This window comes from Pseudomonas sp. Emmai (genome assembly GCF_055179735.1).
Genome location: NZ_CM143685.1, coordinates 4,390,548 through 4,402,618, shown reverse-complemented (window position 1 = coordinate 4,402,618; position 12,071 = coordinate 4,390,548). Strand labels below are relative to the sequence as shown.

12 protein-coding genes and 1 pseudogene are annotated in these 12,071 nt (G+C 61.7%); 3 read left to right on the top strand and 10 right to left on the bottom strand.

Features of this window, described 5'->3' with window-relative positions; genetic code table 11:
• Positions 1-28 precede the first annotated feature (28 nt).
• The 3 genes from ACY4LX_RS20250 to ACY4LX_RS20240 all read left to right on the top strand — a co-directional run bounded on the left by ACY4LX_RS20250 (position 29) and on the right by ACY4LX_RS20240 (position 2,920).
• On the top strand, positions 29-637 hold the full coding sequence (locus tag ACY4LX_RS20250; protein ID WP_054047466.1) for a MiaE family protein: 609 nt from the start codon (positions 29-31) through the stop codon (positions 635-637).
• A gap of 288 nt (positions 638-925) precedes the next feature.
• Positions 926-1,633, top strand: a complete 708-nt coding sequence (locus ACY4LX_RS20245; RefSeq protein WP_463257597.1) for a winged helix-turn-helix domain-containing protein — start codon at positions 926-928, stop codon at positions 1,631-1,633.
• Positions 1,634-2,920 (top strand): ATP-binding protein, encoded by a 1,287-nt coding sequence (locus tag ACY4LX_RS20240; protein ID WP_463257596.1) that lies wholly within the window; start codon positions 1,634-1,636, stop codon positions 2,918-2,920.
• Between the two features lie 153 nt (positions 2,921-3,073).
• On the opposite strand, the pseudogene ACY4LX_RS20235 reads toward ACY4LX_RS20240, so the two are convergent.
• From ACY4LX_RS20235 to ACY4LX_RS20190, 10 genes and pseudogenes are all read right to left on the bottom strand, one after another.
• Positions 3,074-3,208 (bottom strand): annotated as a pseudogene (locus tag ACY4LX_RS20235) (MipA/OmpV family protein); the annotation flags it as partial.
• A 391-nt stretch (positions 3,209-3,599) separates the two neighbouring features.
• Positions 3,600-4,088: a GFA family protein gene (locus ACY4LX_RS20230; protein WP_463257595.1), complete on the bottom strand. Its 489-nt coding sequence runs from the start codon at positions 4,086-4,088 to the stop codon at positions 3,600-3,602.
• Between the two features lie 43 nt (positions 4,089-4,131).
• Complete coding sequence (locus ACY4LX_RS20225; protein ID WP_463257594.1) at positions 4,132-5,091, bottom strand: D-isomer specific 2-hydroxyacid dehydrogenase family protein; 960 nt, start codon at positions 5,089-5,091, stop codon at positions 4,132-4,134.
• Positions 5,088-6,275, bottom strand: a complete 1,188-nt coding sequence (locus tag ACY4LX_RS20220; RefSeq protein ID WP_463257593.1) for an acyl-CoA dehydrogenase family protein — start codon at positions 6,273-6,275, stop codon at positions 5,088-5,090. Before ACY4LX_RS20220 ends, ACY4LX_RS20225 begins: the two co-directional genes overlap by 4 nt.
• A 224-nt stretch (positions 6,276-6,499) precedes the next feature.
• Entirely contained in the window at positions 6,500-7,510 is a 1,011-nt protein-coding gene (locus ACY4LX_RS20215) for an ABC transporter substrate-binding protein (RefSeq protein ID WP_463257592.1), read from the bottom strand.
• Between the two features lie 13 nt (positions 7,511-7,523).
• Entirely contained in the window at positions 7,524-8,207 is a 684-nt protein-coding gene (locus ACY4LX_RS20210) for a peroxiredoxin-like family protein (RefSeq protein WP_463257591.1), read from the bottom strand.
• Entirely contained in the window at positions 8,204-9,550 is a 1,347-nt protein-coding gene (locus ACY4LX_RS20205) for an LLM class flavin-dependent oxidoreductase (protein ID WP_463257590.1), read from the bottom strand. Before ACY4LX_RS20205 ends, ACY4LX_RS20210 begins: the two co-directional genes overlap by 4 nt.
• Before the next feature lie 16 nt (positions 9,551-9,566).
• Entirely contained in the window at positions 9,567-10,529 is a 963-nt protein-coding gene (locus tag ACY4LX_RS20200; protein WP_463257589.1) for an ABC transporter substrate-binding protein, read from the bottom strand.
• An 884-nt stretch (positions 10,530-11,413) separates the two neighbouring features.
• Complete coding sequence (locus tag ACY4LX_RS20195; protein ID WP_463257588.1) at positions 11,414-11,647, bottom strand: hypothetical protein; 234 nt, start codon at positions 11,645-11,647, stop codon at positions 11,414-11,416.
• Between the two features lie 29 nt (positions 11,648-11,676).
• Positions 11,677-12,066, bottom strand: a complete 390-nt coding sequence (locus ACY4LX_RS20190; protein ID WP_463257587.1) for a TonB-dependent receptor plug domain-containing protein — start codon at positions 12,064-12,066, stop codon at positions 11,677-11,679.
• Between the last annotated feature and the right edge of the window lie 5 nt (positions 12,067-12,071).

The window sequence follows — 12,071 nt, the reverse complement described above, 5'->3', positions numbered from 1 at the left end:
CGTTTTGAACCTTTTATCCGTGAGCCCCATGATCCTTCCCGAAATTCACGAGTTCCTCGGCTGCCGCACCCCTGACGGCTGGGTCCAGGCCGCGCTGGCCGATCAGGAAACCTTGCTGATCGACCACAAGAACTGCGAATTCAAGGCCGCCAGCACGGCGTTGAGCCTGATCGCCAAGTACCACTCCCACGTGGATCTGATCAACCTGATGTCGCGCCTGGCCCGGGAAGAGCTGGTGCACCACGAACAAGTCATGCGCCTGATGAAAAAGCGCAAGATCGAGCTGCGCCAGCTCTCCGCCGGGCGCTATGCCTCGGGCCTGCGCAAAGTGGTGCGCAGCCACGAGCCGGTGAAACTGGTGGATACCCTGGTGGTCGGCGCCTTCATCGAAGCCCGCAGTTGCGAGCGTTTCGAGGCGCTGGTGCCACATCTGGATGAAGAACTGGGCAAGTTCTACTTTGGCTTGCTCAAAAGCGAGGCGCGGCATTTTCAGGGTTACCTGAAACTGGCTTATCAGTACGGCGACGCCAAGGACATCGCTCAGGTCATCGACCGGGTTCGCGCTGCCGAGCAAGAGCTGATCGAATCGCCGGACGTGGAATTCCGTTTCCACAGCGGTATCCCGACGGCCGCATAACCCAATCAACCGCCGCATATCCCCTTGTAGGAGCGAGGCTTGCCCGCGAAGGCGTCGTATCATCCAACATCAATGTCGAATGACACACCGCCTTCGCGGGCAAGCCTCGCTCCTACAAAAGCGACGTCATCCGCCGGTCGTGATGTTTTGATTCGATATTGTTAAAAACTCTTAAGAGTATGAAACATCGGCCCCCATGGCCGGTTTTTGCTGCCTGCTATCTCCGTCTCGTCACTGATTGCCGCCATAATGCCGCCCACTTCAAACAAGGGTTGGCACGCGGTCGTTATGGATAACCTGGGTTTTGGCAAAGTTTTGCTGGTGGAAGACGACGAAAAGCTCGCCGGGCTGATTGCGCATTTCCTGTCCCAACATGGCTTCGAGGTCCGGGCGGTGCACCGCGGCGACCTGGCGTTGGCCGCATTTCTGGAATTCAAACCGAAAATCGTCGTGCTCGACCTGATGTTGCCGGGTCAGAGCGGCCTGCACGTGTGCCGCGAGATTCGCAGCGTGTCCGACACGCCGATCGTGATCCTCACCGCCAAGGAAGACGACCTCGATCATATCCTCGGCCTGGAGTCCGGCGCCGACGACTACGTGATCAAACCGATCAAGCCCCCGGTGCTGCTCGCCCGTTTGCGCGCCTTGCAACGTCGGCAGACGCCGGACACCAGCGTGTGCAGCGCCCTGGAATTCGGCCACTTGAGCATCGACCGCAGCTGCCGCGAAGTGCGCCTGGCGGGCGAGGGCATCGAGCTGACCACCATGGAATTCGAGCTGCTGTGGCTGCTGGCCAGCGCCGCCGGCAAGATCCTGTCCCGCGACGACATCCTCAACCGCATGCGCGGCATCGCCTTCGACGGCCTCAACCGCAGCGTCGACGTCTACATCAGCAAACTGCGGGCCAAACTCAAGGACAATCCCCGGGAGCCGGTGTGCATCAAGACCGTCTGGGGCAAGGGTTACCTGTTCAATCCGTTCGCGTGGGAGCTTTAGATGCTGCGGTTATTTCTGGGTTTGTACCTGATGCTGGCCGTGGGGCTGGTGCTGGCGTTGCAGACGGTCGAACACACCTTCAACGCACTGCTCGACAACCAGATGCAGGCCTACAATCGCGAAGCCGTGCGCGGTCAGGCGTATACGCTGGTGGAGCAGTTGCGCGGCCTGGAAGGGCCGGGGCGCGAGCAGCAATTGGAGGCCTTGCGTCCGCATTATGGCTTGGGGCTGACGCTGGTCGAGGCTGATCAACTGGCCCTCGATGACCAGGAAAAAGCCCTGTTGGCCAACGGCATGCTGGTGATTCGGGAGAAATACACGCAGTTCATTTCCACCATTGATGGCGGCTCGCAACTGCTGAGCATCAAGCTCCCGGCGGAACCCAGCCTGATGCCGTTCTATATCGCGGCGGCCTACCTGATGCTGGCGGTTTTGATCGGTATCGTGCTGTTTTTCTGGGTGCGGCCGCACTGGCGGGATCTGGAGAAACTGCGCCTGGCCGCCGAGCGCTTTGGCGATAACGATCTGTCGTCGCGGATCCAGCTGTCCAAGCGCTCGAACATCCGCGACCTGGCCGAACACTTCAACCTGATGGCGGCGCGCATTGAAGGCCTGATCGCCAATCAGCGCGAGCTGACCAACGCGGTGTCCCATGAACTGCGTACACCGATTGCGCGGTTGTCGTTCGAACTCGATCAGCTCAAGCAACAACCCGATCCGACCCAGAACCGCGAGCTGATCGCCGACATGTACGCCGACCTGGGCGAACTGGAAGAAATGGTCTCTGAACTGCTGACTTACGCCAGCCTTGAGCGTGGCGCCACGGTGATCAACCGCGAGAATATCCAGGCCAGCAGTTGGCTCGACAGCGTGGTCGGCAGTGTGGCGCTGGAGGCGGAAGCGGCGGGGGTGCAGTTGCTGATTGTCGAGTGCCAGATTGATGAGGTGCGGATCGAGCCGCGCTTCATGGCCCGGGCGGTGATCAACCTGCTGCGCAATGCCATTCGTTATGCCGACAGGCGCGTCGAGGTGTCGCTGGTGCGCAACGATGATCGCTACGAAGTGCAGGTCAACGATGACGGGCCGGGCGTGCCGCTGGACGGGCGGGAAAAGATCTTCGAACCGTTCTCGCGGCTGGACGCCAGTCGGGATCGGCGTACCGGCGGTTTTGGCTTGGGCCTGGCGTTGGTGCGGCGGGTTTCGCAGTCCCACGGTGGGCAGGTGGAAGTGGTGGATTCGCCGTGGGGTGGGGCGTCGTTTCGCATGACGTGGGCGCATTTGGATTAGTGTCGTTCTTGAGGACGCCTTCGCGGGCAAGCCTCGCTCCTACGGATGATCGTTCCCACGCAGAGCGTGGGAAATGCTTCAAGGGACGCTCCGCGTTCCCATGGGACGCAGAGCGTCCCGGGCTGCATTCCCACGCAGAGCGTGGGAACAATCTTAGAAGGCATAAACCACCTGCCCAGCCAACGACGTCTGCAACCGTCGCTCGACAATCGGGCTGTCCGCCGCCTCGCTCGCCAGATACTGCACCGCCAGCACCGTGGTCAAACGCCAGCGCTCATCAATCGGCAACGGTCTTGCGGTCCTTGCGCACATCACTCGCGCCGATGTACACGAGCAGGCACAGCGAAGTCAGCGATAAACACATGGAACGAAACATGGGAGCACCCGAGGGAATTTGGATGCGCCCATGCTAGGCGGCGGGTGGCCAGCGATCTTTGAGAGCTTTGTCGGGAAACTGTCAAAGACTGTGAAGGGGTTCTGTGGTGCGGCGAATAACCGGTGGCAAGGCGTTCGTTGTGGCGAGGGGGCTTGCCCCCGTTGGGTCGCGAAGCGGCCCCGGCATTCCTCCTGTCACACCACGCGAGCAGGAATTACGACTGCTGCGCAACCGAACGGGGTGATGCGGCATTCCGACAAGCCCTCTCGCCACAATTGAGTTTCCTCACCACTGCAGATCTGTTCACTTTTCCAAACCGAGGCGTTTATGCCAATCAGCGATGGACTCTTCGGGATAGACCTCGAACTCCTGATCCTTAGGCTTCAGCTCGACCTCCACCCACGACGCTTTCGAACCCAGCATCAAATGCGTGTTCTGCGGCGGCACCGGCAACGGCGTGTCGATAACCGAGGCAAACGGGTGAATCAGCTCCGGCCATTCAGGACTGAACAGCCATAACCCCGAGCCGCACACCGAACAGAAATGCCGTTCGGCGGTGCTGCGGTGGGCGCGTTTGTCGCCTTCCTCCTTGAGCCGCGCATGGTAGATCGCGATGTGCTTGCGCCCGTTGACCTTCAGGCTGTCCGCATCGCCACTGAGGTTGATGGCGTAACCGCCCCCGCCCTGGGTCTTGCGGCAGATCGAGCAGTAGCAGCGCTGATAAGGGTAGGGGTGGGCGCTGGTCAGACTGAACGACACCGCGCCGCAATGGCAGGAACCTTCGAGCTGCATGACAACCTCCGGCTGTTCTTGAATGGGTTCAAGACAGCCTAGATCAATACCCGCGCTGTACGTTCGCCAGGTTCTCCGGCGCCAAGCCATTCAGGAAACGCTCAAGATTGGCCAGGAAACTGTCGGCAATCTCATGCCGGCTGTTACTGGAAATCGCCGAGGTATGCGGCGACAGACGCACCCTTGGATGGGCGTAGAGTGGATGCCCGTCAGGTAGCGGCTCGGGCTCGGTCACGTCCAGCGAAGCCAGGCCAATCGCGCCGCTGTCCAGCGCTTCCAGCAACGCCCCGTGATCGAGCAAACCACCCCGGGCAATGTTGATCAGGTGCAGACCGGGTTTGGCGCTGGCCAGCACCGCGCTATTGACGATGTGTCGGGTCGCAGCGGTCAACGGTGCGGCCAGCACCAAATGATCGGACCGGGTAAACAACTCGTGGATATCCCGCGCGGCCTCGACGCCTTCAACCTCGAAGGGCGCCTGGCTCTGTCGTAGCGCCATGACATGTATGTCCAGGGCGTGGGCCTTCGCCGCCAGGCTGCGGCCAATCGCACCGAAGCCGAGAATCCCCAACGTCGTGCCCTTGAGCGGTGTCAGCGCGGTGAAATTCCAGTGTGAGTCATGCACCCAGATATCCGGCAGATGCTTGGCGGCGGCGAAGATCGCGGCCAAGGCAAACTCGGCGATGTTCTCGGCGGCGCTGCCTCGGGACGTGCTCACCGGAGGGCCGTCGAACAGCCATGTGGGGTAGAAGTCGATACCGGACGACACCACTTGAATCCACTTCAAGCCATAAGGCCAGCCCGGTGGCGGCGTGTCCGGCGCCAGGTAGCCGCGCACATTGATCGGACGCGCCAGCAAAATACTGACTTCGGCGGGCAGGTCGCTGGGCACGCCAATTGGCACGTCCAGGACCTCAGCGCCGGGGTGGGTGTGCGCGAGGCGCTGGCGGATCACATCGTTGAAGTCTTCATCCAGTTGACTGGCAATCACGAGCTGGCTCATGGGCGTTCCTTCGGTTGGCGCTGGGCGAAAACGGCTTTGCCGACGCCTTGCAGCACGGCGTCGTTTTGCGGTGTATGGACGCGACTGCAGAGCACATCTCGGTAGTGCCGCTGCAGCGGATTGTGGCGTGACAGGCCGGGGTTGCCGGAGGCTTCAATGGCCAGCTCGACGGCGCGGATGGCGTTGCCGGTCACCAGGTATTTCAGTTGCGCGGCGTTGCTCGATGGCGTGCGCCCTTCGGCGGCGGCATCCAGCAGGCTGCGGTTGGCGAACAACAGCGTGTCGATGTGGCCGACCGTTTCCTGAAACCTCGGCAGGGTCGACAGTGCCGCGCCGAGGTTGGACGGCTTGCGTTGTTCCAGCCAACCGACCAACCAGTCGCGGGCCGCTTGGGCAACGCCGTCGTAGACCGATGACAACAACACCGACATCCACAGGAACCCATCGCCATCCAGCTCGGGTTGCGGTGCGCTCCAAGGGCTGACGCTGACCGCGTGATCCAGCGGCACCAGCACATTGTCGAACACCACTTCATGGCTGCACGTGGCGCGCATGCCCAGGTGATCCCAGTCCTCAATGATGCTGATGCCCGGCGTGTCCTTGTGCACCAGCCAGGCACCGACCAGCGGATCTTCATCGGTGCTGCGCGCCCAGACGCTGAACCAGGTCAGGCCATGGCTGCCGGTGGAATAGATCTTGCGCCCGCTGATGCGCCAACCGGCGGCAGTGCGTCGGGCAACGGTGGCCGGCAAACCGCCACGGGCCGGAGTGCCGAGGTCGGGCTCGACCCGCAGGGCGTTGATCAATGCGCCGCGCTCGACCGCGTCCCGGGCCACTTGCAGACGCAGGGCCTCGGGCCAGGATTTACTGTCTTGCAGACGTGCGTGCTGGAGGTATTGCATCACCAGGATCAACGCCGTCGAGGGTTCGCCCTTGGCAATCGCGCTGATCGCCTTGCGCGCCTGGCTCAGGTTCGCGCCGCCACCGCCAAGGGCTTTGGGCACGGTGAGCGCGACCAGGCCGTGCTCGTGCAGCACGTTGAAATTGTCCTGAGGGAACGCACCGCTTTCGTCATAGACGTGGGCCGTGGCGGCCAGTTGTGCGCCGAGGGTTTCCAGCAGCGCTTCGACATTGGCTGCTTCGATGGAGCGCAGGGGTGAAGCGTGTTGAGAGGAAAGACTCATGGTGGGTTCACTCGATCAAAAGGTGAGAGCCGGTAGCTGCTTCAATGAGGTCAAATGTGGTGAGGGGGCTTGCCTGTGGCGAGGGAGCTTGCTCCCGCCGGACTGCGCAGCAGTCCCCTGCTTTTCAGGGATAAGCGGGGGCCGCTTCGCGACCCATCGGGAGCAAGCTCCCTCGCCACAAGCAAGCTCCCTCGCCACAGGGGTTGGGTGTTCGGCCATGAAATTCACAACGGCAACAACCTGAACTGCCTGTCCCACAACGGCCCCACATCCAGCCGCTCACTCAACACCCCCGCATCAAAGAACAGATCCGCCACTTCCTGCTGTGAGGCAATCGCCTGGTCGTCGACTTCGAGGACTTTCCACGACTGGCTGCGGCTGTTGTACATGTCGAGGAACACGGCTTTATCAACGCCCAGCAACTGCGCCGATTTGGCGGCCCAAGGCTCGGGGTTGTTGTTGATCCATTCCAGGGTGCGCGCGGTGCGCTGCAAGTAATCCTGAATCGCCTGTTTGCGCAGCGGGTCTTCCAGGGCGGCGGGGCGTGCCGCCATCAAATAGTTGCCGGACAAATAGCCCTGGGCCGTCTTCAGGACCCGGGCGCCGCTGCGAAACTTCGCCAACTGGATAAACACGCCATAAATCACCCAGGCATCGAGCTGGCCGCTCTGGAAAGCGCTGAAGCCGTCCTGCGGTGTGAGGGCCACAGCGGTGATGTCCTTCATGGTCAGGCCCTGTTCCTTCAAGGCCTTGATCAGAAAGTAGTGCGAGGTGGTGGAACGCACATAGCCGACCCGTTTGCCCTTCAATTGCCCGACGGATTCGAGGGTCGAGTCCTTGGGGATCAGGAACACCTGGTTGTTCACATCGCCTTGAATCACCGCGATCAGCTTCGGCTGGCGATGGCTCTGGATCGAGAAGATCGGCGGGATCTCGCTCATGGAACCGATGTCCAGACTGCCCGAGGCCAGCGCTTCGACGATCAGGTTGCCGCCGGCGAACTCCGCGTAATCGACCTTATACGGGCGGTTGGCGGTACCGGCGTCTTCGGTGAAGTACGACTCCTGGCCACGGTAGGTGGCGACGCCCAGCGTCAGGTCCGACAGCGAGGTGTTTTGCGCGAAGGCGCGGGCGCCCAGGCCCAGGGAGGACAGCCCCAACGCACCTACGGCAATCGAACTGGCCGTCAGGAAGCCGCGACGATTGAACTGTCCCTGTTGAATGTTTTTCGTCATGGTCAGGCTCTGGTCAGATAGCGATTCGCGCGGGGAGTTGCCCGAGCAGTTGTTCAACGGCGCGCAACACCGGGTCGGCTTCGGTGCGTACCAGCCAGTCCGGGCTGACTTCGGCGAAGGCCACGGTGCCGTCCTGTGTGATCACCACCACAGTCGGTTGCGGTAATTCCCAGGTGCCGGTGCCAGTGATTTCACCGATGCCGGCGCCCTTGGCCAGCGAGGCTTTGCGCGAGGCTTCATCGAAGCTGTAGAGAATGCCCAGGCGCCGGCCGAGCTGGTTGTCCGGGTCGCTGGCCACTTGCAGTTCCAGGCTGTGCCGGGTCTTGATTTCGACCAGGCGTTCCGGCACCTGCGGGCTGACCGCCACCAACGGAACCCCTAGCGCGTGCAGTTGCGGATAGAGCCGCCGCTGGTACCAGGGCAGGGCGATGTTGCAGGCCGGGCAACCGGCGAAGCGGAAGAAAATCAGCACCGCCGGACCGTTGGCGAGTAATTCGTCGCGGCTCAGTTCGCCGCCTTCAACCTTCAACAGCGTGAAAGGCTCAAGGGTGTCGCCGACCTTGACGAAGTCCTCGGTCCGAGCCTCATCGACCAGGCGTTGACGCTGATCGATATTGACTTGCAGGGCCGCCGGCTCCCAGGTCGCCAGGCGTTCGGCGTGCAGATCCGCGAGCAATTGATTGAGGGATTCGCTCATGCCACGGCCTCGCTTTTCTCTTCGGTTTGAAGGGCGGCGTGACGGTTGGCAGGGACGTCCAGACCCAGGTTGTCGCGCAGGGTGTTACCGCTGTACTCCTCGCGAAACAGGCCCCGTTGTTGCAACAGCGGCACCACCCATTCGGTGAAGTACTGCAAGCCATCGGGCAGCAAGGAATTGATGATGAAACCGTCGGCGGCACCGGCCTCGAACCAGGTTTGCAGGGCGTCGGCAACCTGCTCGGGCGTGCCGACGAAATCCCGGCGTGGCCGGGAGAAACGCAGGGCCACCTGACGCAAGGTCAGGCCTTCGTCCTTGGCCAGTTGCTTGATCCGGTCGGACCCGCCTTTCTGGCTGTTGGCGCCCAAATCACCCAATTCGGGGAACGGCGCATCCAGCGGGTACTGGCTGAAGTCATGGTCATTGAATGGCCGGCCGAGGGCGACGATCGCGTCTTCGATGCTGACCAGTTCCACCGCTTGCTGATAACGACTTTCCACTTCCGCTTCGTCGCGGCCCACGATGGGGCGGATGCCCGGCAGGATCGACAGCTTCTGCGCATCCCGGCCGAAGCCGCTGGCCCGTTGTTTCAGGTCTTGGTAGTAGGCTTTGGCTTCATCGAAGGTTTCGGGGCTGACGAAAATCGCATCGGAGTTCTCGGCCGCGAAATTGCGCCCGGCCTCCGAGGTGCCAGCCTGGAAAATCACCGGTTGGCCTTGCTGTGAACGAGCGATATTCAGCGGCCCTTTGACTGAGAAAAACTCACCCTTGTGCTCCAGCGCATGCAGTTTGCCGGGGGTGAAAAATTCACCGCTTTGCTTGTTGTAGGCGAAGGCGTCGTCTTCCCAGGAATCCCACAAACCCTTGACCACTTCTACGTGTTCCTTGGCGATGCGGTAGCGCACGGCGTGGGGCGGGTGTTCGGCCTTGCCGAAGTTATCGGCGGTGCCGCTGAGCCAGGAGGTCACCACGTTCCAACCGGCGCGACCGCCGCTGATGTGGTCCAGGGATGCAAATTGACGCGCGACCTGGAACGGTTCGGTGTAGCTGACGGTGACGGTCGCCACGAGGCCGATATGTTTCGTGGTCGCCGCCAGCGCCGAAAGGATGGTCAGCGGCTCGAAGCGATTGAGGTAATGCGGGCTGGACTTTTCGTGGATGTGCAGGCTGTCGGCGATAAACACGAAGTCAAACTTCGCCCCTTCGGCCAGTTGCGTCTGCTGCTTGTAGAAGTCGAAATTCACGCTGGCGTTGGGCTGGGCCTGCGGGTGGCGCCATTCGCCCCAGCCGTGGCCGACGCCATGGACCATCGCACCGAGTTTCAGTTGACGTTGTTTGCTCATGGTTCTTACTCCTGAATTAGCGCGATGCCTGGCTGATCGGGGCACGCTGGGCGTTGAAGCGCTTGTCGAAGCCTTGGGAGACGTCGATGTGTTTAGTGAGAATGCCTTCTTCCTGATAGATGTCGGCGGTGGTTTGCAGGCCGCTGATCACCGTGTCGTCAATCGTCACCGGTTGCATGTGCGTGCCTTTATTCACCGCGACATGCACGGCCAGCGACAGGCCGGTGACCTTGGCCTGGGCGGCGGCGTATTCCTCGGGGTGGGCGTTGGTCCAGCGGTAGGCGCGGTCGACCCGGGCGACGAAATCGTCCAGTTGCTGGCGCTTGCCTGCGATCGCCTGGCTGGTGGCGGCCAGATACAAATGGTTGGTCAGCAGGGTGTCGCCGCTGGCCAGGACCTTGACCTGGCTTTGGGTGGTGGAAATCGTGGTGTAAGGGTCCCAGGTCGACCAGGCGTCGGCGCTGCCGTTGTCCAGCAGGATTCTCGATTCGCTGGGCATCAGGTAGATGAACTGCACGTCGTGGGTGCTCAGGCCGACGCTGCGCAGGGCCTTGATCGCCAGGAAGTGGCCGATGGAGCCGCGAGTGGTGACGATGCGCTTGCCCTTGAGGTCGCTGGCGTTGTTCAGCGGCGAATCCTTGAGCGCGAGAATGGCCGTGGTGTAGCGACCTTCGGCGTGGATGATGCTGACCACTTTGAGCGGTGCACCGGCGCCGAGGGCGAACACATAAGGCGCATCACCGAGGGCGCCGATGTCCACCGCCCCAGCATTCAGCGCTTCGCCCAGCGGCGCGGCGGCGGGGAATTCGGAGAACTGGATGTCGTAGGGCACATCCTTCAATTCGCCGGAGACGTCCAGCAGCACCTTGATCGAGGATTTTTGATTGGCTACCAGCAAGGGTTGCAGGTCGGCGGCATGGCTGATGGCGGTGAAGCCCAGGGTGCAGAAGAGGCTCAACAACAGCGGTTTGAGTGACATGACAAGCTCCAGGCGGGTTCGTGTGGCCTCCGCCTGGAGAAGGGGTCGGTCTGGGGTTGACGTTATCTCTATAAAAAGCCGTTGGGAAAGTCTTTATGGTTATATGCTAATTATTAAGTAAGCTGATTATCACGATGTTCAATATGAAATAAATGCATTTAAGTCGTGCGCTGATCGTTCCCACGCTCCGCGTGCGAATGCAGCCCGGGACGCTCCGCGTCCCATTCAGAGCCGAACGCGGAGCGTCCGTTGAGGCATTCCCACGCAGAGCGTAGGAACGATCAATAACCTGTAGGAGCGAGGCTTGCCCGCGAAGCAGACGACGCGATTTTTCAGGTATGCCGCGTCATCGTTGTTCGCGGGCAAGCCTCGCTCCTACAGGTCGGTGGTGTGCATGATCGTTCCCACGCTCCGCGTGCGAATGCAGCCCGGGACGCTCCGCGTCCCATTCAGAGCCGAACGCGGAGCGTCCGTTGAGGCATTCCCACGCAGAGCGTGGGAACGAGCGATAACCTGTAGGAACGAGGCTTGCCCGCGAAGCAGACGGCGCGATTTTTCAGGTATGCCGTGTCATCGTTGTTCGCGGGCAAGCCTCGCTCCTACAGGTCGGTGGTGTGCATGATCGTTCCCATGCTCCGCGTGGGAATGCAGCCCGGGACGCTCCGCGTTCCATTCAGAGCCGAACGCGGAGCGTCCGTTGAGGCATTCCCACGCAGAGCGTGGGAACGATCGATAACCTGTAGGAGCGAGGCTTGCCCGCGAAGCAGACGACGCGATTTTTCAGGTATGCCGTGTCATCGTTCTTCGCGGGCAAGCCTCGCTCCTACAGGTTGGTGGTGTGCATGGTCGTTCCCATGCTCCGCGTGGGAACGATCATGCGGGGATCAGAAGTTGTACGCCAACCGCGTGTAGTAATACGCCCCGCCAAAGCCGAACGGCGAAAACTGCCCGTATTTGTAGCCACCGACCTCGCCCTTGAAACCACCGGCGAACTGGAAGTCGATGGTGCGGTTGCGGCGCTGGGCGTGTACGCCGTCGGGGTAGGGCGTGTCCGGGTCGCCAGCCAGGGAGGTGATGTCGTTGGGTCGATAGTTGCCGGTGACCTTGGTGGTTTCCATGTAGCTGGCGGTGGAAAAGGAATAGAACGTCAGGTCATCCTGAATCGGCAGTTCGAGCGCTTGCCGTTGACCAGCACCAGCACCTGATCCCCGGACAGCCCGCGCATGGTCACGCCGCGCACCGACCAGGACGTCCCGCCGCCGTTGATCGCCGGCAGGTTGAAGGAAGGCAGCAGGCGCGAGAGCAATTCCTTGAGCCCGACCTTGCCACTGGCCTGCAATTGCTCGGCGCTGATCACATCGATGGGCGAGGGGCTGTCGGTGATGGTGCGCGGTTGATTGCCACGGTTGCCGGTGACGACCACGGTGCTGAGTGTTTTATCCGGCTCAGTGTTTTCGGCGTGGGCGTGGAGGCTGATGGCGAGCAGGCTCAGGGCTGCTGCGGCGTAATAGGCGTCGGTGCGCAAGGCGGCGGGCATGGGTA

What these genes read in the sequence shown, in the direction of transcription:
- ACY4LX_RS20250 (WP_054047466.1), top strand. Translation starts at nt 29, where the DNA reads ATGATCCTTCCCGAAATTCACGAGTTCCTCGGCTGCCGCACCCCTGAC.
- ACY4LX_RS20245 (WP_463257597.1), top strand. Translation starts at nt 926, where the DNA reads ATGGATAACCTGGGTTTTGGCAAAGTTTTGCTGGTGGAAGACGACGAA.
- ACY4LX_RS20240 (WP_463257596.1), top strand. Translation starts at nt 1,634, where the DNA reads ATGCTGCGGTTATTTCTGGGTTTGTACCTGATGCTGGCCGTGGGGCTG.
- ACY4LX_RS20230 (WP_463257595.1), bottom strand. Translation starts at nt 4,088, where the DNA reads ATGCAGCTCGAAGGTTCCTGCCATTGCGGCGCGGTGTCGTTCAGTCTG.
- ACY4LX_RS20225 (WP_463257594.1), bottom strand. Translation starts at nt 5,091, where the DNA reads ATGAGCCAGCTCGTGATTGCCAGTCAACTGGATGAAGACTTCAACGAT.
- ACY4LX_RS20220 (WP_463257593.1), bottom strand. Translation starts at nt 6,275, where the DNA reads ATGAGTCTTTCCTCTCAACACGCTTCACCCCTGCGCTCCATCGAAGCA.
- ACY4LX_RS20215 (WP_463257592.1), bottom strand. Translation starts at nt 7,510, where the DNA reads ATGACGAAAAACATTCAACAGGGACAGTTCAATCGTCGCGGCTTCCTG.
- ACY4LX_RS20210 (WP_463257591.1), bottom strand. Translation starts at nt 8,207, where the DNA reads ATGAGCGAATCCCTCAATCAATTGCTCGCGGATCTGCACGCCGAACGC.
- ACY4LX_RS20205 (WP_463257590.1), bottom strand. Translation starts at nt 9,550, where the DNA reads ATGAGCAAACAACGTCAACTGAAACTCGGTGCGATGGTCCATGGCGTC.
- ACY4LX_RS20200 (WP_463257589.1), bottom strand. Translation starts at nt 10,529, where the DNA reads ATGTCACTCAAACCGCTGTTGTTGAGCCTCTTCTGCACCCTGGGCTTC.
- ACY4LX_RS20195 (WP_463257588.1), bottom strand. Translation starts at nt 11,647, where the DNA reads ATGGAAACCACCAAGGTCACCGGCAACTATCGACCCAACGACATCACC.
- ACY4LX_RS20190 (WP_463257587.1), bottom strand. Translation starts at nt 12,066, where the DNA reads ATGCCCGCCGCCTTGCGCACCGACGCCTATTACGCCGCAGCAGCCCTG.